Source organism: Ramlibacter sp., from assembly GCF_041916345.1.
Taxonomy (GTDB): Bacteria; Pseudomonadota; Gammaproteobacteria; order Burkholderiales; family Burkholderiaceae_C; genus Ramlibacter.
Map to the genome: position 1 here is coordinate 46,066 of NZ_JAYRZR010000012.1, position 20,403 is coordinate 66,468.

Consider the following 20,403-nt stretch of genomic DNA (forward strand, 5'->3'; position numbering starts at 1 on the left):
GCCCGGTCATTCCTGGACACCTGCTCCCGCAACCGGGTGACCCGCCCCGATGAAACGCCTCCTGCCCCTCCTGCTGGCCGCCCTGGCCGCGCTGCTGACTGTCGGCTGCGCGACGCTGGACGAGCGCCAGCGCCAATGGATCTTCCAGCCCAGCGACCGCAGCTGGGGCTACACCGCGGAGCTGGCGCGCGAGATGGACGAGGTGTGGATCGAGTTTCCCTCGCAGGTGACCGGCGAACCCACCCGCCTGCACGGCCTGTGGACGGCCGCTGCCACCCGCCCGAAGGATGGCCCGGTGCTGCTGTACCTGCACGGCGCCCGCTGGAACGTGGAAGGCTCGGCGCCGCGCATCCGCCGCATGCAGGAGCTTGGCTTCTCGGTGCTCGCCATCGACTACCGCGGCTTCGGCAAGAGCACGCCGCGCCTGCCCAGCGAGGACATGGCCTATGAGGATGCCCGCGCCGCCTGGGACTGGCTGGCCGCGCGCTACCCCAACCGACCGCGCTACATCTTCGGCCACTCGCTGGGCGGCGCCATCGCCATCGACCTCGCCGCGCGCGTGGACGACGAGCGCGGTGTCATCGTCGAGGGCACCTTCACCAGCATCCCGGACGTCGCCAGCACCATGAAGTGGGGCTGGCTGCCGATCGGGCCGCTGATCACGCAGCGCTTCGAGTCAGTGAAGAAGGTGGCCAAGGTCAACTCGCCGCTGCTGGTGGTGCACGGCTCCGAGGACCGGCTGATCGCCAGCGACCTCGGCCGCCGCCTCTATGAGGCCGCCACCGGGCCCAAGCGCTTCGTGCTGGTGGAGGGCGGCTCGCACTTCAACACCAACGCGGTCGGCCAGGGCCTGTACCGCGAGGCGCTGGCGCAGCTGTTCAGCCTGAAGTAGCCCGCTGCAGCACGGCCAGCGCCGCGCGCACGTCGGCAATCGGCATCTGCCCCGGCGCCGAGGCGGCCGACCCCACCGCGAAGGTGAGCGCCGAACCGAACACGCCGCCGCACAGGCGCGTGACGGCGCCCAGGCCGCCCATCGCCATCGTCACCACCGGAATGCGCAGCGTCTGCGCGGCCTCCAGCGTGACGCCCAGCAGGGCATGCACGTCGGCCATCGACTGCGGCATCACCGCGAGCTTGGCCACGTCGGCGCCGGCCGCGTCCATCGCCTGCAGCGTGGCCAGCATGTCGGCGGGCGCGGGCGTGCGCGCGAAGTCATGGCACGACATCACCACCTGCAGGCCGGCGCTGCGCGCGGCGGCCTGCACGCGCGCGCGCAGGGACGCGTCGGCGGACAGTTCCCAGTCCAGCCACTGCACCGTGCCGTTGATGGCCACGGCCTCGTAGAGTGCGGCCACACCGGGTTCGTCCAGCGGGATCACCTGGCCACCCTCGCGGATCGAGCGGCGCGTGAACAGGATCGGCAGATCGCCCACGGCCTCGCGCAGCGCCCGCGCCGCGGCCAGCACCGCGGGCGTGTCGGCGATGCGCTGGAAGAAGTCCACCCGCCACTCCAGCAGGTCGGGCTGCAGCGCGGCCACGCGACGGGCCTCCTCGACGAGGGAAGCGATGTCCGTGGCGACCAGGGGCGCGCAGACGGCGGGCAGGCGGTCCTGGGCCACGGGGCGGCCGGCGACAGTGAGGGGGCGAAAGACCATGGGCGCGGATTGTAGGCAAGCGACCTCGGGGACAATCGCGCCTTCGCATGTCGTCGCCCAAGCTGCCTCCCGTCATCGCCCTCGCCGGCCCCACCGCCAGCGGCAAGAGCGCCGCCGCCATGGCCCTGGCCGGGCGCCTGGGCGCCGAGATCGTGAGCGTGGATTCGGCACTGGTCTACCGCGGCATGGACATCGGCACCGCCAAGCCCTCGCACGAGGAGCGCGCGCGCGTGCCGCACCACCTGATCGACATCCTGGAGCCGACGCAGGCCTACAGCGCCGCGGCCTTCGCCACGGACGCCTTGCGGCTCGTGCGAGAGATCCGCGCGCGCGGGCGTCCGGTGCTGCTGGTGGGAGGCACCATGCTGTACTTCAAGGCGCTGTTCGAAGGGCTGGATGCGATGCCGGCGGCGGATCCCGCGGTCCGTGCCGGCATCGAGGCCGAGGCGCAGCGTCTGGGCTGGCCCGCGATGCATGCCGAGCTGGCCAAGGGTGACCCCGAGACGGCAGCGCGCCTCGCGCCCAACGATGCACAGCGCATCCAGCGCGCGCTGGAGGTGCTGCGCGTGAGCGGACGACCGATCACCGCGTTCCATGGCGAGGCCCGCACCGAAGGCTTCACGCCGGATCGCTTCCTGTCGCTGGAACCTGCATCTCGCGCCTGGCTGCACGAGCGCATCGCGCAGCGCTTCGACGCCATGCTGGCCGCCGGCTTGCTGGACGAGGTGCGCGCGCTGCGCGCCCGGGGTGACCTGCACGCCGGCCTGCCCAGCATGCGCTGCGTGGGCTACCGGCAGGCGTGGGAAGCGCTGGAAACCGGTGCGCCGATGGCGGTACTGCGCGAGCGCGGCATCGCCGCCACGCGGCAGCTGGCCAAGCGCCAGCTCACCTGGCTGCGCGCCATGCCGGCCCGTGAGGTGATTGCATGCGACGCGCCGTACGCCCTGGCGCAGGTGCTGCGCGCGGCGGAGGGGGCGAGGTGATGCTGTCGGTACAGGGACTCGTCAAGCGCTATGGCGAGGTGGACGTGTTCCGCGACGTCACCTTCGAGGTCGCCGCCGGCGAGTTCGTGGCGGTGGTCGGCGAATCCGGCGTGGGCAAGTCCACGCTGCTCAACTGCCTGGCCGGCCTGGAGACCTGGGATGCGGGCCAGGTGCGCGTCGACGGCCTCGACCTGGGGTCAATGGACGACGAAGCGCGGGCCCTCCTGCGGCGCGACCGGCTGGGCTTCGTGTTCCAGGCCTTCCATGTGCTGCCGCACCTCGATGTGGGGCAGAACGTTGCGCTGCCGCTGCTCCTGCAGAAGCGGCCGGATCCCGCCCGTGTGCAGGCCATGCTGGCGGCTGTGGGCTTGCAGGGCTTCGAGTCGCGGCTGCCGGCCACGCTGAGCGGCGGGCAGCTGCAGCGCGTGGCCATCGCGCGCGCGCTGGTGCACCGGCCGCGCGTGCTGCTGGCCGACGAGCCCACGGGCAACCTCGATCCGAAGACCGCTGCGATGGTGATGGAGGTACTGCGCACCCAGGCCGCCGAGGCCAGCGCGGCGCTGGTGCTGGTGACCCACTCGGAAGCCGCGGCCGGGCTGGCCGACCGCGTGCTGCACCTGCGCGAGGACGGCATCGGCTGATGCCGGCGCCCGCGCGGGGTGCGGGCGGGCTCAGGAGCCCGCGGGGGCGTTCAGGCCGAGGCGCTGGGCCAGCACGTCCGTCGGGGCGGAACCCTCCACCGTGACGAGCTGGCCGGTCTGGCCGTGCTTGGCCACCACGGTGGGTACGCTGCCGAAGCCGAACTTGGTGAACAGCGCGGTGTTGCGCTTCACCTGTTCCTTGCGCTCGTCGGTGGCGTTCATGGCGGAGATGCCGCCCTTCTTCTCGGCCATCAGGGCCTCATGCTCGTCCATCGCGGCCACCGGGTCTGCCGCGGCCAGCAGCGTGGCCCCCTGCGGCGCACTCTTGTCGTTGAGCAGCGAAACCGGGATCCAGACGAAGCGCGTCTGCGCCTTGAGCGGCCGCGAGGTCTTCCAGAGCACCGCGCAATGCGGGCACTGCGGATCGAAGAACACGTAGGCCACCTTGGTGACCATGGAGGAGCCGACGTTGAAGCCGGTCGCCTCGGCCGTGATGGCCTCGATGCTGGGCGCCACGCTGCCCGGCTTGGCATCGGTGGCGGCGGGGCCACTGCTGCTGCCGCCGGCGGGCGTTTCCTTGCTGCACGCGGCGAGCGTCAGGACGGATGCGGCACAGGCCGCCTGGAGGAGGGATCGTCTTTGCACGGGGGGATTCTAAGTGGCGGGAAGGGGCCGCGCAGGCAGCCCCTGGTGGGAGGCTGGCGGCCGGTTGAAGTTCCCTGGTGCCCGCGTCACTTCCAGTACTGGTACCCCCATGCGGTGGCAAAACCCGCCCGCCGATACAGCGCCTGCGCCCCCGTGTTCCCAGCCTCCACCTGCAGGAAGGCTCGCGCTAGCCCGCGCGCCTGTGCCGCCTGCCCCAGCGCCGCCAGGATCGCACTGGCCAGCCCTTGGCCGCGCCAGGCCGGCAGGGAGCGCATGCCATGGATGCCACACCAGCCATGGGCCAGGCTGGCCGAGCCGACCGCCACGACCTGGCCGTCGCGCTCGATGCTGGCGAAGACGGACGAGCGCGCCCGCGCCAGTATGGTGAGGCGGCTCGCGCCGTCGACCGGATCGAAGCCTTCACCCAGGAACACCTGGCGCCATGCGGTCGATGGTGTGTCGGCCAGAAGCACATCCGCGCGCGACGGGTAGACACTGAACCGCGCGAGATCGGTCGCCTGCACCAGGGTGGGCTGGGTCGGCGTGAAGCCCGCCGCCTGCAGCGCCGCGTGGTGGCGTTCGAAGACCGGCACCTCGGGCAACCGCAGCACGGGCCGCAGGCCGCGGGTGCGGTACGCCGCCACGGCCTGCGGCCAGGCGGCCGCGGTGGCCTCATCGTGCGCCAGCGGCACACCGCTGTGGGCGCGGCCGACGGTGCCGCTGTCATAGGCCAGCAGCCAGCCCGCAAGCGTTTCCTGCGCCTCGGGCGGCACGGCCGCCAGCGTGGCACGCTCGATGGCCTCGATGTCGGTGTCCTTCTCCATCACGCCATTGTGCAAGGGCGCGGCACGCCACAATCCCCACCATGGATGCCCAGGCCCGGCCCGTGTTGCCCACGCTGCTGGCCACGTTCTCGTGGCAGGAGCTGCGGCATCACCCATGGCGATCGGCCGCCGCGGTGCTGGCGGTGCTGCTGGGTGTGGCGCTGGGCTTCTCGGTGCACCTGATCAACGCCTCGGCGCTGGACGAGTTCACCGCCGCCGCACGGTCCGCCGGCGGCCAGCCCGACGTGGAACTGCGGGCCGTGCAGGGCGGCTTCGACGAAGCGCTGTACGCGCGGATCGCGGCCGACCCGCGCGTGACGGTGGCAGTGCCGATGCTGGAGGTGCAGACGCTGGCCGCTGGCGAGGACGGCCGGCGCCATACCCTGCGCGTGCTGGGGCTGGACGCGCTGCAGATCGCCGCCATCGCACCCGGCCTCATGCCCGTGCCGGGCACCGATGGAGAGCGGCTCGCCATCCTCGCGCCGGGCCGCGTGTTCCTGAACCCCGCCGCACGGGTGTTCTGGTCCGGCAACCAGTTGCGGGTGCAGGTCGGCATGACGCTGCGCGAGGTGAGTGTGGCCGGCACGGTGGCCGCGGGCGGCGGGCCGCTGGCGGTGATGGACATCGGCGCCGCGCAGGATCTGTTCGGGCGCGCCGGTGAGCTGACGCGCATCGACGTGCGCCTGGCGCCCGGGACGCCCGTGGCGGACTGGCTGCGCGAGGTCTCGCTGCCGCCCGATGTGCAGCCCGCCGACCCCGGCGATGCCGGCCGCCGGGCCGGTGCGCTCTCGCGGGCCTACCGCGTGAACCTCACGGTGCTGGCGCTGGTGGCGCTCTTCACCGGCGCCTTCCTCGTGTTCTCGGTGCAGGCACTCAGCGTGGCGCGGCGCACGCGCTCCTTCGCCCTTCTCGGCGTGCTGGGCCTGACGGCGCGCCAGCGCCTGCGGCTGGTGCTGGCCGAGTCGGCGGTGCTCGGTCTGGTGGGCAGCGCACTCGGCATCGCCGTGGGCACTGGACTGGCCCTGCTCGCGCTGCGGGTGCTGGGCGGCGACCTGGGCGGCGGCTATTTCGCGGGCGCCGCGCCGCGCCTGCAGTGGGACACGCCGGCCGCACTGCTCTACGGCCTGCTGGGCGTGGCCGCGGCGGTGGTGGGCGGCTGGCTGCCGGCGCGGCAGGCGGCCGTGCTGCCACTGGCGCAGAGCCTCAAGGGCCTGGGCGCCGCCTTGCCACCGGCACGGCGGCATCTGGCCGGCGCGGCGCTGATGGCCGCGGGTGGCCTGCTGGCCCTGCTGCCACCGGTGGCCGGTGTGCCGCTGGCGGCGTATCTGAGCGTGGGCCTGCTGCTGGTGGGCGGCATCGCCGCGCTGCCGCCGCTGGTGGCGGTGGTGTACGACCGCATCGCGCCGCGCGTGGCGACGCGCGCGCTGGCCCTGCTGGCGGTGGAGCGGGCGCGTCGCGTTCGCGAGAGCGCCGCGGTGGCGGTGAGCGGCGTGGTGGCCGCGCTCAGCCTGGCGGTGGCATTGACGGTGATGGTGACGAGCTTTCGCGCCAGCGTGTCGCAGTGGCTCGACGTGCTGCTGCCGGCGGACCTGTACGCGCGCACGGCCCTTTCCACGGCGACGGGGGACGCGGCCTTCCTCACGCCGGGCTTCGTCGACGCGGCTGGCACACTGCCGGGCGTTGCGCGCATCGCCACCCAGCGCGTGCGGCCACTGACCCTGGATTCCGCGCGCCCACCCGTCGCGCTGCTGGCACGGCCGCTCGACGACCCCGCCCGAACCCTGCCCCTGGTGGGGAACCTGCTGCCCACACCGCCCGGCCAGGTACCGATCTACGTGAGCGAGGCGCTGGTGGACCTGTATGGCGCGAAGCCCGGCGAGGTGTTCCGTCCGCTCGCGCAGGCCATCGGCGGCGGACCGTACGTCGTGGCCGGCGTGTGGCGTGACTACGCCCGGCAGTCCGGCACGCTGATGATGGATCTGCGCGCCTATCGCGACCTCACCCAGGACGTCCGGGTCAATGAACTGCACCTCTGGCTGGCCCCGGGCGCGGACGCAGCGCAGGTGCAGGCCGGCCTGCGCGCGGCGGCTGCGCGCGAGGGCGGCACCGAAGGCCTGATCGAGTTCGCCTCGGCGGCCGAGATCCGCGCCATCTCGCTGCGCATCTTCGACCGCAGCTTCGCCGTCACCTACTGGCTGCAGGCCGTGGCCATCGGCATCGGCCTGTTCGGCGTGGCGGCGAGCTTCAGCGCGCAGGTGCTGGCCCGCCGCAAGGAGTTCGGCCTGCTCGCCCACCTGGGGCTCACGCGTCGGCAGATCCTGGCCGTGGTGGCCGGTGAAGGCGCGGCCTGGACGCTGATCGGCGCACTGGCTGGCCTGGCGCTGGGCATCGCGGTGGCGATCGTGCTGGTGCACGTGGTCAACCCGCAGAGCTTCCACTGGACGATGGATCTGCGCGCGCCCTGGAACCGGCTGGCCCTGCTGTGCGCCGCGGTCGTCGTGGCCGGCACCCTGACCGCCTGGCTCGCGGGCCGGGCCGCTGCCACGCGCGACGCGGTGCGCGCGGTGAAGGAGGACTGGTGATCGCGCGCCGGCCCTTGCTGCTGGGCCTGGCCGCCCTGCCGCTGGCGGGCACGCCTGCCGCCGCCAGCGCCTTGCCGCCACGCCAGCTGCAGTTCCCGCGCGACCACGGCGCGCACCCAAACCTGCGCACCGAGTGGTGGTACGTGACCGGCCATGCGCGCGCGGGCGAGCGGCAGTTCGGCTTCCAGGTCACCTTCTTCCGTTCGCGGGTGGATTCGACGCAGGGCATGCAGTCGCGCTTCGCCGCACGCCAGCTGATCTTCGCCCATGCCGCGGTCACTGACGTGCAGGGCCGGCGCCTGTGGCACGACCAGCGCATCGCGCGCCAGGGCTTCGGCATCGCCGAAGCGGCGGAAGACGACGCCCGGCTGCGGCTGCGTGACTGGTCCCTGGACCGCGCCGACACCCCGGCCGGCGGCGAGGTGTGGACGGCGCGGCTGCCGGCCGGCGACTTCAGCCTGGACCTGCGCTTCGCGGCCACCCAGCCGCTGCTGCTGCAAGGCCGTGATGGGCTCTCACGCAAGGGGCCCCAGCCCGAGCAGGCCAGCTACTACTACAGCATCCCCCAGCTCGCGGCCAGCGGACGCATCGTGCTGAAGGGGCAGGCCTTCGAGATCACGGGGCAGGCCTGGATGGACCATGAGTGGAGCGAGGCGCTGCTGCACCCCGAGGCCGTGGGCTGGGACTGGATCGGCATGAACCTGCAGGATGGCAGCGCCCTCACCGCGTTCCGCCTGCGGCGCGCGGACGGCAGCAGCCTGTGGGACGGCGGATCCTTCCGCCACCCGAAGGCCGGCCTGTACATCGCCAGCCCCGGCGAGACGCAGTTCCAGCCGCGCCGCCGCTGGACCAGCCCTGCCTCGGGTGCGAGCTACCCGGTGGAGTGGATCGTGCGCACGCCCGCGGACTTCTACACCGTGCGCGCCGTGGTCGACGCGCAGGAGCTGGACAGCCGCGCCAGCACCGGCGCCATCTACTGGGAAGGCCTGTCGGACCTCATCGACAGCAATGGCCGCCCCGTGGGGCGCGGGTATCTGGAGATGACGGGGTACGGGCAGCGGTTGCGGATGTAGGGGCCAGCAGGACCTGGCGCTCGTTCAGAGCGCTCGCGCTTCGAAGCCGACATGATCCACCGCATGGCCGCAAGCAGTCACCATGACCGTCGTCTCCATTGCACGTCGACTGCCGTCGGCCCACGGCAGGCTGACTGTCACCAGCGCGTAGTTCGGACAGAAGAGATCCGTCAGGGATCGGCCCTGCAGGGATCGATCCAAGTGGCAGCAGTCAGGGGCCAGCCTCTCGCTGAGAAACGGCACTTGCCGACCGAATGAGTCCATTGCCGAGTGACGCTGCCTGGCATAGGCCGTTGCACTGTCGAACAGTTCCGCGTCTGACAGGAAGCGAAGCTTCGAGAAGCAGAACCCGTTCAAGGCCAGGGAAAAGTAACCCATCAGGGCCACCAGGCCGAAGACTCCTGGCACACGCATTGAAACGCCATGGCGGCCATCTGAAGGCGTCATGCCATGCTCTTCTGCTGACGCCACAGCCCTCTACGCCTGAGCGCCATCGAGCTTGGCTCGCTTGATGCCACGCAACAAGGGAGCGCGCGCCTTCCTGGCCTGAGCCAGGTCATAGGCAGCCTGCAGACGCAACCACAGCTCGGCGGAACCGCCATTTTCGGGGCCCAACCATTTCTCGATGCGCAGGGCCATTTCGGGCGACACGGCGGCCGAGCCGTTCAACACCCTCGACAGCGTGACACGGGTCACCCCCAGTTGCTCGGAAGCCTGGGTGACCGTCAAGCCGAGCGCCGGCAGAACGTCCTCGCGCAGCGTCTCGCCCGGATGAGGCGGCATGTGCATGTGTGCCATCGAGTACTCCTTTCGAGGTCAGTGATAGTCCAGGTAATCCACCAGTTCGGCGTCGCCCCCGTCGAACCGGAAGATCAGCCGCCAGTTTCCACTGACTACAGTCGGCATGCAGCACCCGGCACCCCGCTACTTCTTCTCGATCCACGCCAGCAGATCCCCCAGCCGCTTCGCGCCGCTCACGTCGAAGCCCTCGATGCCGATCGACTTGAGGATGTCGGGCCCCATGGGGATCTGCTCGATCCCCGCGAGTTGCTTCTGCGCGGCCTCGACCTGCGCGGGGGTGATGCCCTTGCCGGCCACGAGCGGGAAGTACGGCTGGGGCGTGCTCTTGTGCAGCACCGTCAGGCCGTTCTTCTCCAGGTCGCGCGCCAGGCCGGAGTACGACGCCACGCCGCCCACGTCGGACAGGCTGGTCTGCAGGTACTGGCCGATGGAGGCCTGCTCGCGCACGTAGGTCACCTTTTCCTTCGTCAGGTCGATGCCCTGGTCGCGCAGTTCGGCGGTGCAGAACTTCGTCATGTAGGCAGCCTGTTCGGGCAGCACCCACCGCTTGCCTCGGGCTTCGGCCAGGCTCTTCATCGGCGAGGCCTTGGGCACGACCAGCAGGCATTGGCCGTCGGGCCTGGCATGGGCCACATACCGGTAGCCGTGGTTGCGCACGCCGCGCGCGGGGTAGTCGCTGGGCCGGGCCATGACGAAGTCGAAGCGGCCGGTCTTCATGCCCTCCTCGAGCTGCGCGAACTCGCGAACGAACACCACGACCACGCGGCGCTTGATGGCATCCCCCAGCACGTTGGCGAGCCCGCCGTACTTGGCGACCACGCGGGCATGGTCGGTGCCGCCGGAGGTGCCCTCGCTGATGGCGAGCACGAGATCCCGGCCCTGGGCTTGTGCGGAAAAGGCGGCGGCAGCCAGCAGGGCCGCGACCGCGAGGCGCGTCTTGAACATCATCACTCCCTTTCAACGGCCTGCGGGGGCCGCGTCACCATTTTGCGCAGGATGCTGCCTCTGGCAAAGCCTGGATACGGTTTGAAACGATGCATGGGTCGCCCGCCCCCTCATCGGAGACGAAGAATCGGCCCCTACACTCGGTGAATGACAGAAGGTGCTGCGAAGTCCCCCCAATCCCTCTCGGGGCTGCTGCCCTTCCTGCGGCCCTACCGCTGGCGCATCGCGGCGGCGGGCCTGTTCCTGCTGGCCGCATCGGCTGCGATGCTGGCCTTTCCGATCGCGCTGCGCGGCCTCATCGACGGCGGCCTGGCCGCCGACCCCGGTGAGCGGCTGGTGGCCTTGCGCGGGCACTTCCTGGCGCTGTTCGGCGTGTCGGTGGCGCTGGGCGTGGCCTCCGCCGCGCGCTTCTACATGGTGAGCTGGCTGGGCGAGCGCGTGACGGCCGACCTTCGCACCGCCGTCTACGCGCACGTCCTGGAGCAGAGCCCCGAGTTCTTCGAGACCACGCAGACGGGCGAGGTGCTGTCACGCCTGACGACCGACACGACACTGGTGCAGACGGTGGTGGGCTCCTCGTTCTCGCTCGGCCTGCGCAACCTGGTGATGGGCGTGGGCGCCCTGGGCATGCTGGTGGTGACGCACCCGATGGTGATGCTGCAGGTGCTGCTGGTGGTGGTGCTGGTGGTGCTGCCTGCCATGGCCTTCGGCCGCCGGGTGCGGCGCCTGTCGCGGGCCAGCCAGGACCGCGTGGCCGACTCCAGTGCCATCGCGGCGGAGGTGCTGAACGCGATCCCCACGGTGCAGAGCTACACCGCGCAATCGCGCGAGGCCGGGCGCTTCCGGGATGCGACCGAGAACGCCTTTGCCACCGGCATCCGCCGCACGCGCGCGCGGGCCGTGCTGGTGGCCTTCGTCATCATCGCCAACGCGGCGCTGGTGCTGTGGGGCCTCTACCAGGGCACGCAGGCCGTGATCGCGGGGCGGCTGACCGCGGGGCAGCTGGGGCAGGCGGCGTTCTACGTGGCCATCTTCGCCGGCGCCGTGGCGATCCTGGGCGAGGTGTATGGCGATCTGCTGCGGGCCGCCGGTGCGTCCGAGCGCCTGATGGAGCTGCTCGCCAGCCGCTCACCCGTGGCGTCGCCCGCGCAACCCGTGCCGCTACCCGCCGTGGCCGGTGGCAGCACGGTGAACCTGCGCGACGTGGGCTTCCACTATCCCTCGCGCCCCGGCACACCCGCGCTGTCCGGCGTGACGCTGGAGGTGGCCGCGGGCGAGACCGTCGCGCTGGTGGGCGCCAGCGGCGCGGGCAAGACCACCGTGTTCCAGCTGCTGCTGCGTTTCTACGATCCGCAGGCTGGCCAGGTGCGGGTGGATGGCGCGCCGGTGCGTGAGCTGGCCCTGGCGGACCTGCGCGGGCGCATCGGCCTGGTGGCGCAGGAGCCGGTGATCTTCTCGACCTCCGCGCTGGAGAACATCCGCTACGGCCGTCCCGGCGCGACCGATGCCGAGGTGCAGGCCGCTGCAAAGGCCGCGTACGCGCACGACTTCATCACCGCCCTGCCCGAGGGCTACGACACCTTCCTGGGCGAACGCGGCGTGCGCCTCTCGGGTGGGCAGCGACAGCGCATCGCCATCGCGCGCGCGATGCTGAAGAACCCGCCGCTGCTGCTGCTGGATGAAGCCACGAGCGCGCTGGACGCCGAGAGCGAGCGCGTGGTGCAGGCCGCACTGGAATCGGCGATGCGCGGTCGCACGACGCTGGTCATCGCGCACCGGCTGGCCACGGTGCAGAAGGCGGACCGCATCGTGGTGCTGGATCATGGCCGCATCGTCGAGACGGGGCGGCATGAGGACCTGGTGGCCCGCGGTGGGGCGTATGCGCGGCTGGCGGCGTTGCAGTGGCTGGATTGAGGGGGTGGAGCGTTGGGGTTGCGCTGGCACTCCACCCCAGCCTACGAGAGGCCTAACAAGACCGTGCCCGCCTTCGTAGGGCCCCCTACTGCACAGGCCCCTTCAAGCCCTTGGGCAGCGGCAACGGCAGCACCGGGATGCCCTCCTCCAGCAGCTCGCGCGTTTCCTCGCGCGAGGCCTGGCCGCGGATGCCGCGCTCCTCGGTCTCGCCGTAGTGCATGCGGCGGGCTTCCTCGGCGAAGCGCTCGCCGACGTCCTCGGTCTGCGTCATCACCTCGTGCACCATGCGCAGCCAGGCCGCCTGGAGCTGCGCATCGGGCGTGGTGGCCACGGCCTGGCGCTCGGCCGGCGCCTCCACCGGCGCCGCGGCACCGAGGTTCAGCCGTGGCGCAGAGGGCATCTTCGCGATCTGGGCGTCCGCGCACAGCGGGCATTCGACCAGGCCGCGGCCCAGCTGGGCCTGGAAGTCGTCTTCCGAGGCGAACCAGCCTTCAAAGGCGTGACCATGGCGACACTGGAGGTTGAGGACCTTCATGGATGCGAGGATGGGGGCCGCCAGTCCAGATTCCAGGCCCCCGAACGCACATTCTGCAGCCACAGCGCCGAGGCCAGGGTCTTGCAGTCGCGAATGACCCCATCACGGCACCAGGCGAGGAACTCATCCGCCGTGGCGGTGAACACCTCCAGGAACTCGCCCTCGTCCAGGCGGGCGGTGCCGGCGGTCAGGCCGCGGGCGAACCAGATCTCGATGAACTCGTCGGAGTACGCCACCGTGGGGTGCAGCGTGAACGCATACGCGTACTCACTGGCCACGTAGCCCGTCTCCTCCAGCAGCTCGCGCTGGGCGCAGGCGATGGGCCGCTCACCGGGATCGAGCTTGCCGGCGGGGATCTCGATCTGCACCGCGCCCACCGCATGCCGGTACTGCCGCTCGAGCACGATGCGGCCGTCGTCGAGCAGCGGCACCACGGCCACCGCGCCGGGATGGAGTACGAACTCCCTCGTGGCTTCGCCGCCATCGGGCAGGCGCACCGTGTCGCGCACCACGTGCAGGAAGCGGCCCTTCAGCAGCTCCTGTCGGCCGGTCCGCTGCTCGATGAGGTGGGCGTCTTCGGCCATGGGCAGGCGGTCAATCGCGGTGCTTGTACAGGTAGCGCCACACGAAGCCGGGGAAGGCCAGCGTGAGGAAGAGCGCGCCGGTGATGGCGTAGAACTCCCAGCCCTGCGGCGCGATGCGCCCGGCGCGGTTCTCCAGCGCCAGGCCGACACCGCCGACCAGGAAGTACAGCACCAGCACCTCGGCCAGGTGGATGCCCAGGTGCTTGGGCCGCGCGAACGGCACCACGCCCAGCAGGCGACGCGTGAGGAAGGGCAGGTTCGCCGCCGCCAGCGCGAGCAGGATCACCAGCCAGATCGATGCGGTCAGTTCCATGCGGCCAGCCCGCCCGCGCCTCAGGACCCGAGGGTCTTGACGATGGCCTGCGCGCACAGCGTCATCAGGCCGCCGGGCAGGATGCCCAGCACGAGGATCAGCGCGCCGTTGATCGACAGCACCACCCGCACGTCCACCGGGGCGGAGACGGTGGTGGCCGTGATGGGCTCATCGAAGTACATGACCTTGATGACGCGGATGTAGTAGAACGCCGCGATCAGGGACATGAGCACCGCGAAGACCGCCAGGCCGATGTAGAGCGGCGCGCCGGAGACCACCAGCGCCTGCAGCACCGCGAGCTTGGCGTAGAAGCCCACCAGCGGGGGGATGCCGGCCAGCGACAGCAGACACATCGTCATGATGCCGGCGTACAGCGGGCTGCGCTGGTTCAGGCCGGCGAGATCGGCGATCTCTTCGCTCTCGAAGCCCTCGCGCGCCAGCAGCAGGATGATGCCGAAGCTCGCCAGCGTGGTCAGCACGTAGGTGATGACGTAGAACATCGACGAGCTGTACGCATTGGCGGCCGACAGCGTGTTGCCGTTGACGACGCCGGACATGAGGCCCAGCAGCACGAAGCCCATCTGGCCGATGGTGGAGTAGGCCAGCATGCGCTTGAGGTTGGTCTGCGCGATGGCCGCCAGGTTGCCGATGAAGAGCGAGGCCACGGCCAGCACCATGAGCATCTGCTGCCAGTCGATGGCCAGCGGCAGCATGCCCTCCACCAGCAGGCGGATGACGATGGCGAAGGCGGCCAGCTTGGGCGCCGAGCCGATCATCAGCGTGACGGCCGTGGGCGCGCCCTGGTACACATCGGGGATCCACATGTGGAAGGGCGCGGCACCGATCTTGAACGCGAGGCCGGCCACCACGAACACCAGGCCGAACACCAGCACCTGGTGCTTGATCTGGCCGGTGCCGATGACCTTGAACACGGTGGCCACGTCCAGCGAGCCGGTGGCGCCGTACAGCATGGACAGGCCGTACAGCAGGAAGCCGCTGGCCATGGCGCCCAGCACGAAGTACTTCATCGCGGCCTCGGTGGCCACGGCGTTGTCGCGCCGCAGGGCCACCAGCGCGTAGCTGGAGAGCGTGAGCAGTTCCAGGCCCAGGTAGATGACCAGGAAGTTGCTGCCGGAGATCATGACGAAGATGCCCAGCAGCGCGAACAGCGACAGCGTGAACAGCTCGCCGCCGCGCAGCATGTCGCGGTCACCGGCGTAGGGACGGCCATAGACCAGGCAGACCATCATGGCGATGGCCGCGAAGCACTTGAGCCAGTTGCCCATGGGGTCGCTCACGATCATCTTGCCGAAGGCATAGCTCGTGACGCCGGACTGGGCGAAGTCGGCGCAGAACCACGCGACCACGGCCAGCGTGAGCATGGAGAGCCAGTAGGTGCCGTCGCGCAGGCGCGTCTTGACGCCCAGGTCCACCAGGGCCACCACGCACGCCATCACGAGCAGCAGGATCTCGGGCGAGACGAGGATGAGGCTGAATGTATCGATCATGGTCGGGTCCTCGGCTTGCCGCTCACAGCTTGGAAGCCGACACGTGCTTCAGGAAGTCCGCCACCGAGACGTTCATCACGTCGGTGAAGGGCTTGGGGTGGATGCCCATGTACAGCACGGCCACGGCCAGGATGCCGAGCATGAGGAACTCGCGCGCATTGATGTCCGTGAGCGCGCGCACCTTGTCGTTGGCGATCGGGCCCAGGTACACGCGCTTGACCATCCACAGCGTGTAGGCCGCGCCGAAGATCAGCGCGCTGGCGGCGAACAGGCCGAGCCAGAAGTTGTACTTGACCGCGCCCAGGATCACCATCCACTCGCCCACGAAGCCGGCGGTGGCGGGCAGGCCGCAGTTGGCCATGGCGAACAGCACGGCGAAGGCGGTGAAGTTCGGCATGGTGTTCGCCACCCCGCCGTAGTCGGCGATCTGGCGCGAATGCACGCGGTCGTACAGCACGCCGATGCACAGGAACATGGCGCCCGAGACGAAGCCGTGCGCGATCATCTGCACCAGGCCGCCGGCCACGCCGAGGTCATTGAAGATGAAGAAGCCCAGCGTGACGAAGCCCATATGCGCCACCGACGAGTAGGCCACCAGCTTCTTCATGTCCTGCTGCACCATGGCGACCAGGCCCACGTAGACCACCGCGATGATGGACAGGCCGATCATCAGCCAGGCCCACTCGCGCGAGGCATCGGGCGCGATGGGCATGGAGAAGCGCAGGAAGCCGTAGGCGCCCAGCTTCAGCATGATGGCCGCCAGCACGGCGGAGCCGCCGGTGGGCGCCTCCACGTGCACGTCGGGCAGCCAGGTGTGCACCGGCCACATCGGCACCTTCACCGCGAAGGCGGCGAAGAAGCCGAAGAACAGCAGCGTCTGCGCAGTGCCCGACAGCGGCAGCTTGTGCCAGGTGGCGATGTCGAAGCTGCCGCCCGACTTGGTGTACAGGTACACCAGCGCGATCAGCATCAGCAGCGAGCCCAGCAGCGTGTACAGGAAGAACTTGAACGCCGCGTAGATCTTGTTCGGGCCGCCCCAGATGCCGATGATCAGGTACATCGGGATCAGCGTGGCCTCGAAGAACACGTAGAACAGGATGGCGTCGAGCGCGCTGAACACGCCGACCATCAACCCCGACAGGATGAGGAAGGCGCCGTAGTACTGGTTCACGCGCTCGGTGATCACCTCCCAGCCGGCGATGACCACCACCACGGTGATGAACGCGGTGAGCAGCACGAACCACAGCGAGATGCCGTCCACGCCCAGGTGGTAGTGCACCGCGAAGCGGTCGATCCAGGGCGCCTTCTCGACGAACTGCATCGCGGAGGTGGCGGTGTCGAAGCCGCCGTACAGCGGCAGCGTGACGAGGAAGCTGACGATGGCACCGACCAGCGCGACCCAGCGCACCACGCGCGCCTGGTCATCGCGGCCGAGCGCGAGCAGGATGACGCCGAAGACGATGGGCGTCCAGATGGAGAGGCTCAGAAGTCCGACTTGCATTGTTGTTGTTCCCCTACTTCCTGAGCCAGTCGGTGATCATGGGCCAGCTCACGAACCAGGTCATGAGCACGATCACGCCGAGCAGCATCGCGAAGGCGTAGTGGTAGATGTAGCCTGACTGCACCCAGCGCACGATGCCGGCGAACCAGCCGACCGCGCGCGCGCTGCCGTTGACGAACACGCCCTCGATCACGCCCTGGTCGCCGCCCTTCCACAGGCCGGTGCCCAGCGCACGCGCCGCCCGCGCGAGGATGTTCTCGTTGATCCAGTCCATGTAGTACTTGTTCTCCAGCAGCGTGTGGATCGGCTGGATGGCCTTCTGGATGCGCCCGGGCAGCGCCGGGTTGACCATGTACATGTAGTAGGCCGTGCCCACGCCGGCCAGCGCCAGCCAGAAGGGCGCGGTCATCAGGCCGTGGGCCGCCATCTGCAGCGGGCCGTGGAAGATCTTCGCGAGTTCCGCCATGGCGGGGTGGCGCGCCGCATCCACCACGATGGCGTCCTTGAAGAAGTCGCCGAACAGCATGGGGCCGATGAACAGGAAGCCGATCACCACCGAGGGGATCGCCAGCAGGATCAGCGGCGCCGTCACCACCCAGGGTGACTCGTGCGGCTCATGATGATCGTCGTGGCCATGGCCGTGGTCATCGTGGTGCGCGTCCGGGTTCTGGTCGAAGCGCTCCTTGCCGTGGAACACGAGGAAGTACATCCGGAAGGAGTAGAAGGCGGTGACGAACACGCCGGCCAGCACCGCGAAGTAGGCGAAGCCCGCGCCCGGCAGCTTGCTGAAGTGCACCGCCTCGATGATGCTGTCCTTGCTGTAGAAGCCGGCGAACAGCGGCGTGCCGATCAGCGCCAGCGAACCCAGCAGCGCGGTGATCCAGGTGATGGGCATGTACTTGCGCAGCCCGCCCATCCAGCGGATGTCCTGGTTGTGGTGGCAGCCCATGATGACCGAGCCAGCCGCCAGGAACAGCAGCGCCTTGAAGAACGCGTGCGTCATCAGGTGGAACACCGCCACCGAGTAGGCCGACGCACCGAGCGCCACCGTCATGTAGCCGAGCTGTGACAGCGTGGAGTACGCGACCACGCGCTTGATGTCGTTCTGGATGATGCCCAGGAAGCCCATGAACAGCGCCGTGATGCCGCCGATGACGAGGATGAACGACAGAGCGGTGTCCGAGAGTTCATACAGCGGCGACATGCGCGCCACCATGAAGATGCCGGCCGTCACCATGGTGGCGGCGTGGATCAGCGCGGAGATGGGCGTGGGGCCTTCCATCGAATCGGGCAGCCACACGTGCAGGGGGAACTGCGCGCTCTTGCCCATGGCGCCGATGAACAGGCAGATGCAGATCACGGTGATCAGCATCCAGTCGCTGCCCGGGAAGCCCATCTTGGCCAGGTCGCCGGCCTTGGCGAAGGTCTCGCCGTAGTTCAGCGTGCCCGCGTAGGCGGCGATGAGGCCGATGCCGAGGATGAAGCCGAAGTCGCCGACCCGGTTGACCAGGAAGGCCTTCATGTTGGCGAACACCGCCGTCGGTCGCGTGAACCAGAAGCCGATGAGCAGGTAGGAGACCAGGCCCACCGCCTCCCAGCCGAAGAACAGCTGCAGGAAGTTGTTGCTCATGACGAGCATGAGCATGGAGAAGGTGAACAGCGAGATGTAGGCGAAGAAGCGGTTGTAGCCTTCGTCCTCCTCCATGTAGCCGATGGTGTAGATGTGCACCATCAGCGACACGAAGGTCACCACGCACATCATCATGGCGGACAGGCCGTCGATCAGGAAGCCCACCTCCATCTTGAGGCTGCCGATCACCATCCACTCGTAGATCGTGGCGTTGAAGCGGGCGCCATCCACCGCCACCGACCACAGCGTGTGGGCCGACAGCACGAAGGCGATGAACACGCCCAGGATGGTCAGGGTGTGGGCCAGGCGGCGGCCGATCCAGTTGCCGCCGAAGGTGGTGCCAAATAGGCCTGCCAGCGCGGCGCCGGCGAGGGGCGCCAGCGGCACGGCGAGCAGGGTCGACGCGTTGAGGGTTTGGCTCATAGGGGCTTGGTCGGCTCGGTGGCGGTCGGGGCGTCAGCCCTTGAGGGTGTCGAGTTCCTCCACCGCGATGCTCGAGCGGTTGCGGAACAGCAGCACCAGGATGGCCAGGCCGATGGCGGATTCGGCGGCGGCGACCGTGAGGATGAAGAACACGAACACCTGGCCGTGCATGTCGCCCAGGTAGTAGGAGAACGCCACGAAGTTCATGTTGACCGCCAGCAGCATGAGCTCGATGGCCATCAGCAGCACGATCAGGTTGCGGCGGTTGAGGAAGATGCCCACCACCGACAGCGCGAACAGGATCGCGCCGAGGGTGAGGAAGTGGCCGAGGGTGATGATCATCGGGTTCTCCGGTGCGCGCGGGCCATCACGCCTTGGGCTCGGCCGGGGCCGCGGCGGCGGGCGGCTGCGGCAGCGAGGGCGGGAGCTTGACGATCTGCACGCGGTCGGCGGCCCGCACGCGCACCTGCACGGCCGGGTCGATGTGCTTGCTGTCCTTGCGCTGGCGCAGGGTGAGCGCGATGGCGGCAATGATCGCCACCAGCAGGATGACGGCGGCCACCTCCAGCGGGTACAGGTACTCGGTGTAGAGCAGCTTGCCCAGTTCCTTGGTGTTGGAGTACTGAACGCCGGCCTGCGCCGCGGCGGCCACGCCCGGCAGGGCCTTGGGCTCCTCGGCAACGCGGAAGCCGCCCATCAGCACGGCGGCCATTTCCAGCGCGATCAGCGCGCCCACGGTGGCGGCGGCCGGGAAGTGCTTCCAGAAGTTCTGCCGCAGCGACTGCAGGTTGATGTCGAGCATCATCACCACGAACAGGAACAGCACCATCACCGCGCCCACGTAGACCAGCACCAGCGAGATGGCCAGGAACTCGGCCTTCAGCAGCAGCCACACGCCGGCCGCCTGGAAGAAGGTGAGCACGAGGTAGAGCGCCGCGTACACCGGGTTGCGGGCCGTGATCACGCGGAAGGCCGCGAACAGCAGCACCGCGGAGAACAGGTAGAAGAGGCCGGTTCGGATATCCATGTTTCGTTCAGCGTTGGGCGTTGGGCGTTCGGCATCGGGCCTGGGGGTTCGGCGACAGGGCATGCCCGCCCATCGCCAGAAGCCTGTGGCGCCACGCCATCGTCGTCACCGGTACTTCGCGTCCGCCGCCTTGTTGGCCGCGATCTCGGCCTCGTAGCGGTCGCCCACGGCCAGCAGCATGTCCTTGGTGAAATACAGGTCGCCGCGCTTCTCGCCGTGGTATTCGAGGATGTGCGTCTCCACGATGCTGTCCACCGGGCAGCTTTCCTCGCAGAAACCGCAGAAGATGCACTTCGTGAGGTCGATGTCGTAGCGCGTGGTGCGGCGCGTGCCGTCGGCGCGCTGGTCGCTCTCGATGGTGATCGCCATCGCGGGGCAGACCGCCTCGCACAGCTTGCAGGCGATGCAGCGTTCCTCGCCGTTCTCATAGCGGCGCAGGGCGTGCAGGCCGCGGAAGCGCGGCGACAGCGGCGTCTTCTCCTCCGGGAACTGCACCGTGATCTTGCGCGCGAAGAAGTACTTGCCGGTGATGCGCAGGCCCTTGAACAGTTCCACCAGCATGAAGCTGGACAGGAAGTCCTTGAGCGAGAACGCCGACTGATGGGAGGCCAGTGCCTGGTGTGCCATGGCTTGCCTTACTTCCAGGGGTTGAAGGGGGTCTGCATGATCGCGCCGACCACCACCAGCCACAGCAGCGTGACCGGGATGAAGATCTTCCAGCCCAGGCGCATGATCTGGTCGTAGCGGTAGCGCGGGAAGGTGGAGCGCACCCAGAGGAACAGCGTGACCACCGCGAAGGTCTTGGCGGCCAGCCAGATC

The 20,403-nt window shown here is 69.6% G+C and carries 22 protein-coding genes; 6 read left to right on the forward strand and 16 right to left on the reverse strand.

What is annotated here, in order from left to right:
• Positions 1-49 precede the first annotated feature (49 nt).
• Entirely contained in the window at positions 50-892 is an 843-nt protein-coding gene (locus tag ACE3T5_RS05865) for an alpha/beta hydrolase (RefSeq protein WP_374665439.1), read from the forward strand.
• Here the strand turns inward: ACE3T5_RS05865 and aroD are convergent.
• Positions 879-1,655: a type I 3-dehydroquinate dehydratase gene (gene aroD, locus ACE3T5_RS05870; RefSeq protein WP_374665441.1), complete on the reverse strand. Its 777-nt coding sequence runs from the start codon at positions 1,653-1,655 to the stop codon at positions 879-881. The two genes, ACE3T5_RS05865 and aroD, sit on opposite strands and share 14 nt — an antisense overlap.
• Before the next feature lie 47 nt (positions 1,656-1,702).
• On the opposite strand from aroD, the gene miaA reads away from it, so the two are divergent.
• Both miaA and ACE3T5_RS05880 read left to right on the forward strand, forming a co-directional pair.
• Positions 1,703-2,638 (forward strand): tRNA (adenosine(37)-N6)-dimethylallyltransferase MiaA, encoded by a 936-nt coding sequence (gene miaA, locus ACE3T5_RS05875; protein WP_374665444.1) that lies wholly within the window; start codon positions 1,703-1,705, stop codon positions 2,636-2,638.
• Positions 2,638-3,279, forward strand: a complete 642-nt coding sequence (locus ACE3T5_RS05880) for an ABC transporter ATP-binding protein (protein WP_374665446.1) — start codon at positions 2,638-2,640, stop codon at positions 3,277-3,279. The genes miaA and ACE3T5_RS05880 overlap by 1 nt, the downstream gene beginning before the upstream one ends.
• A gap of 30 nt (positions 3,280-3,309) precedes the next feature.
• Here ACE3T5_RS05880 and ACE3T5_RS05885 read toward each other — a convergent pair whose 3' ends face one another.
• Both ACE3T5_RS05885 and ACE3T5_RS05890 read right to left on the reverse strand, forming a co-directional pair.
• Complete coding sequence (locus ACE3T5_RS05885) at positions 3,310-3,924, reverse strand: thioredoxin fold domain-containing protein (protein WP_374665448.1); 615 nt, start codon at positions 3,922-3,924, stop codon at positions 3,310-3,312.
• Positions 3,925-4,010: 86 nt separating this feature from the next.
• Entirely contained in the window at positions 4,011-4,748 is a 738-nt protein-coding gene (locus tag ACE3T5_RS05890) for a GNAT family N-acetyltransferase (protein ID WP_374665450.1), read from the reverse strand.
• Between the two features lie 41 nt (positions 4,749-4,789).
• On the opposite strand from ACE3T5_RS05890, the gene ACE3T5_RS05895 reads away from it, so the two are divergent.
• Both ACE3T5_RS05895 and ACE3T5_RS05900 read left to right on the forward strand, forming a co-directional pair.
• Positions 4,790-7,330 carry an FtsX-like permease family protein gene (locus ACE3T5_RS05895; RefSeq protein WP_374665453.1) on the forward strand — a complete coding sequence of 847 codons (2,541 nt, stop codon included), beginning with the start codon at positions 4,790-4,792 and terminating at the stop codon, positions 7,328-7,330.
• Complete coding sequence (locus tag ACE3T5_RS05900) at positions 7,324-8,403, forward strand: lipocalin-like domain-containing protein (RefSeq protein ID WP_374665491.1); 1,080 nt, start codon at positions 7,324-7,326, stop codon at positions 8,401-8,403. The genes ACE3T5_RS05895 and ACE3T5_RS05900 overlap by 7 nt, the downstream gene beginning before the upstream one ends.
• A 24-nt stretch (positions 8,404-8,427) precedes the next feature.
• Here the strand turns inward: ACE3T5_RS05900 and ACE3T5_RS05905 are convergent, their stop codons facing one another.
• The 3 genes from ACE3T5_RS05905 to ACE3T5_RS05915 all read right to left on the reverse strand — a co-directional run bounded on the left by ACE3T5_RS05905 (position 8,428) and on the right by ACE3T5_RS05915 (position 10,152).
• On the reverse strand, positions 8,428-8,850 hold the full coding sequence (locus tag ACE3T5_RS05905) for a hypothetical protein (RefSeq protein WP_374665455.1): 423 nt from the start codon (positions 8,848-8,850) through the stop codon (positions 8,428-8,430).
• A gap of 30 nt (positions 8,851-8,880) precedes the next feature.
• A complete protein-coding gene (locus tag ACE3T5_RS05910; protein ID WP_374665457.1) occupies positions 8,881-9,201 on the reverse strand; it encodes a HigA family addiction module antitoxin in 321 nt (106 codons plus the stop codon).
• A gap of 126 nt (positions 9,202-9,327) precedes the next feature.
• The gene (locus ACE3T5_RS05915; protein ID WP_374665459.1) at positions 9,328-10,152 is read right to left on the reverse strand and encodes a phosphate/phosphite/phosphonate ABC transporter substrate-binding protein; all 825 of its coding nucleotides are present in this window, start codon (positions 10,150-10,152) and stop codon (positions 9,328-9,330) included.
• Positions 10,153-10,296: 144 nt separating this feature from the next.
• On the opposite strand from ACE3T5_RS05915, the gene ACE3T5_RS05920 reads away from it, so the two are divergent.
• Positions 10,297-12,063: an ABC transporter transmembrane domain-containing protein gene (locus tag ACE3T5_RS05920; RefSeq protein ID WP_374665462.1), complete on the forward strand. Its 1,767-nt coding sequence runs from the start codon at positions 10,297-10,299 to the stop codon at positions 12,061-12,063.
• Between the two features lie 85 nt (positions 12,064-12,148).
• Here ACE3T5_RS05920 and ACE3T5_RS05925 read toward each other — a convergent pair whose 3' ends face one another.
• From ACE3T5_RS05925 to ACE3T5_RS05970, 10 genes are all read right to left on the reverse strand, one after another.
• A complete protein-coding gene (locus ACE3T5_RS05925) occupies positions 12,149-12,598 on the reverse strand; it encodes a DUF1178 family protein (protein WP_374665464.1) in 450 nt (149 codons plus the stop codon).
• A complete protein-coding gene (locus ACE3T5_RS05930) occupies positions 12,595-13,182 on the reverse strand; it encodes an NUDIX domain-containing protein (protein ID WP_374665466.1) in 588 nt (195 codons plus the stop codon). The genes ACE3T5_RS05925 and ACE3T5_RS05930 overlap by 4 nt, the downstream gene beginning before the upstream one ends.
• A 10-nt stretch (positions 13,183-13,192) precedes the next feature.
• On the reverse strand, positions 13,193-13,495 hold the full coding sequence (locus tag ACE3T5_RS05935) for a DUF2818 family protein (RefSeq protein WP_374665468.1): 303 nt from the start codon (positions 13,493-13,495) through the stop codon (positions 13,193-13,195).
• 20 nt (positions 13,496-13,515) lie between these two features.
• The gene (gene nuoN, locus ACE3T5_RS05940; RefSeq protein ID WP_374665470.1) at positions 13,516-15,003 is read right to left on the reverse strand and encodes an NADH-quinone oxidoreductase subunit NuoN; all 1,488 of its coding nucleotides are present in this window, start codon (positions 15,001-15,003) and stop codon (positions 13,516-13,518) included.
• A gap of 22 nt (positions 15,004-15,025) precedes the next feature.
• Positions 15,026-16,504: an NADH-quinone oxidoreductase subunit M gene (locus ACE3T5_RS05945; RefSeq protein WP_374665472.1), complete on the reverse strand. Its 1,479-nt coding sequence runs from the start codon at positions 16,502-16,504 to the stop codon at positions 15,026-15,028.
• A 13-nt stretch (positions 16,505-16,517) separates the two neighbouring features.
• Entirely contained in the window at positions 16,518-18,557 is a 2,040-nt protein-coding gene (nuoL, locus tag ACE3T5_RS05950) for an NADH-quinone oxidoreductase subunit L (RefSeq protein ID WP_374665474.1), read from the reverse strand.
• A gap of 33 nt (positions 18,558-18,590) precedes the next feature.
• Entirely contained in the window at positions 18,591-18,899 is a 309-nt protein-coding gene (nuoK, locus tag ACE3T5_RS05955) for an NADH-quinone oxidoreductase subunit NuoK (RefSeq protein ID WP_374665476.1), read from the reverse strand.
• Between the two features lie 25 nt (positions 18,900-18,924).
• Positions 18,925-19,584, reverse strand: coding sequence for an NADH-quinone oxidoreductase subunit J (locus ACE3T5_RS05960; RefSeq protein WP_374665478.1), 660 nt, complete (start codon positions 19,582-19,584; stop codon positions 18,925-18,927).
• A gap of 105 nt (positions 19,585-19,689) precedes the next feature.
• On the reverse strand, positions 19,690-20,211 hold the full coding sequence (gene nuoI, locus ACE3T5_RS05965; RefSeq protein ID WP_374665480.1) for an NADH-quinone oxidoreductase subunit NuoI: 522 nt from the start codon (positions 20,209-20,211) through the stop codon (positions 19,690-19,692).
• Positions 20,212-20,219: 8 nt separating this feature from the next.
• A partial coding sequence (locus tag ACE3T5_RS05970) for an NADH-quinone oxidoreductase subunit H (RefSeq protein WP_374665483.1) occupies positions 20,220-20,403 on the reverse strand: 184 nt, incomplete at its 5' end.

What these genes read in the sequence shown, in the direction of transcription:
- ACE3T5_RS05865 (WP_374665439.1), top strand. Translation starts at nt 50, where the DNA reads ATGAAACGCCTCCTGCCCCTCCTGCTGGCCGCCCTGGCCGCGCTGCTG.
- aroD (WP_374665441.1), bottom strand. Translation starts at nt 1,655, where the DNA reads ATGGTCTTTCGCCCCCTCACTGTCGCCGGCCGCCCCGTGGCCCAGGAC.
- miaA (WP_374665444.1), top strand. Translation starts at nt 1,703, where the DNA reads ATGTCGTCGCCCAAGCTGCCTCCCGTCATCGCCCTCGCCGGCCCCACC.
- ACE3T5_RS05880 (WP_374665446.1), top strand. Translation starts at nt 2,638, where the DNA reads ATGCTGTCGGTACAGGGACTCGTCAAGCGCTATGGCGAGGTGGACGTG.
- ACE3T5_RS05890 (WP_374665450.1), bottom strand. Translation starts at nt 4,748, where the DNA reads ATGGAGAAGGACACCGACATCGAGGCCATCGAGCGTGCCACGCTGGCG.
- ACE3T5_RS05895 (WP_374665453.1), top strand. Translation starts at nt 4,790, where the DNA reads ATGGATGCCCAGGCCCGGCCCGTGTTGCCCACGCTGCTGGCCACGTTC.
- ACE3T5_RS05905 (WP_374665455.1), bottom strand. Translation starts at nt 8,850, where the DNA reads ATGACGCCTTCAGATGGCCGCCATGGCGTTTCAATGCGTGTGCCAGGA.
- ACE3T5_RS05910 (WP_374665457.1), bottom strand. Translation starts at nt 9,201, where the DNA reads ATGGCACACATGCACATGCCGCCTCATCCGGGCGAGACGCTGCGCGAG.
- ACE3T5_RS05915 (WP_374665459.1), bottom strand. Translation starts at nt 10,152, where the DNA reads ATGATGTTCAAGACGCGCCTCGCGGTCGCGGCCCTGCTGGCTGCCGCC.
- ACE3T5_RS05920 (WP_374665462.1), top strand. Translation starts at nt 10,297, where the DNA reads ATGACAGAAGGTGCTGCGAAGTCCCCCCAATCCCTCTCGGGGCTGCTG.
- ACE3T5_RS05925 (WP_374665464.1), bottom strand. Translation starts at nt 12,598, where the DNA reads ATGAAGGTCCTCAACCTCCAGTGTCGCCATGGTCACGCCTTTGAAGGC.
- ACE3T5_RS05930 (WP_374665466.1), bottom strand. Translation starts at nt 13,182, where the DNA reads ATGGCCGAAGACGCCCACCTCATCGAGCAGCGGACCGGCCGACAGGAG.
- ACE3T5_RS05935 (WP_374665468.1), bottom strand. Translation starts at nt 13,495, where the DNA reads ATGGAACTGACCGCATCGATCTGGCTGGTGATCCTGCTCGCGCTGGCG.
- nuoN (WP_374665470.1), bottom strand. Translation starts at nt 15,003, where the DNA reads ATGATCGATACATTCAGCCTCATCCTCGTCTCGCCCGAGATCCTGCTG.
- ACE3T5_RS05945 (WP_374665472.1), bottom strand. Translation starts at nt 16,504, where the DNA reads ATGCAAGTCGGACTTCTGAGCCTCTCCATCTGGACGCCCATCGTCTTC.
- nuoL (WP_374665474.1), bottom strand. Translation starts at nt 18,557, where the DNA reads ATGAGCCAAACCCTCAACGCGTCGACCCTGCTCGCCGTGCCGCTGGCG.
- nuoK (WP_374665476.1), bottom strand. Translation starts at nt 18,899, where the DNA reads ATGATCATCACCCTCGGCCACTTCCTCACCCTCGGCGCGATCCTGTTC.
- ACE3T5_RS05960 (WP_374665478.1), bottom strand. Translation starts at nt 19,584, where the DNA reads ATGGATATCCGAACCGGCCTCTTCTACCTGTTCTCCGCGGTGCTGCTG.
- nuoI (WP_374665480.1), bottom strand. Translation starts at nt 20,211, where the DNA reads ATGGCACACCAGGCACTGGCCTCCCATCAGTCGGCGTTCTCGCTCAAG.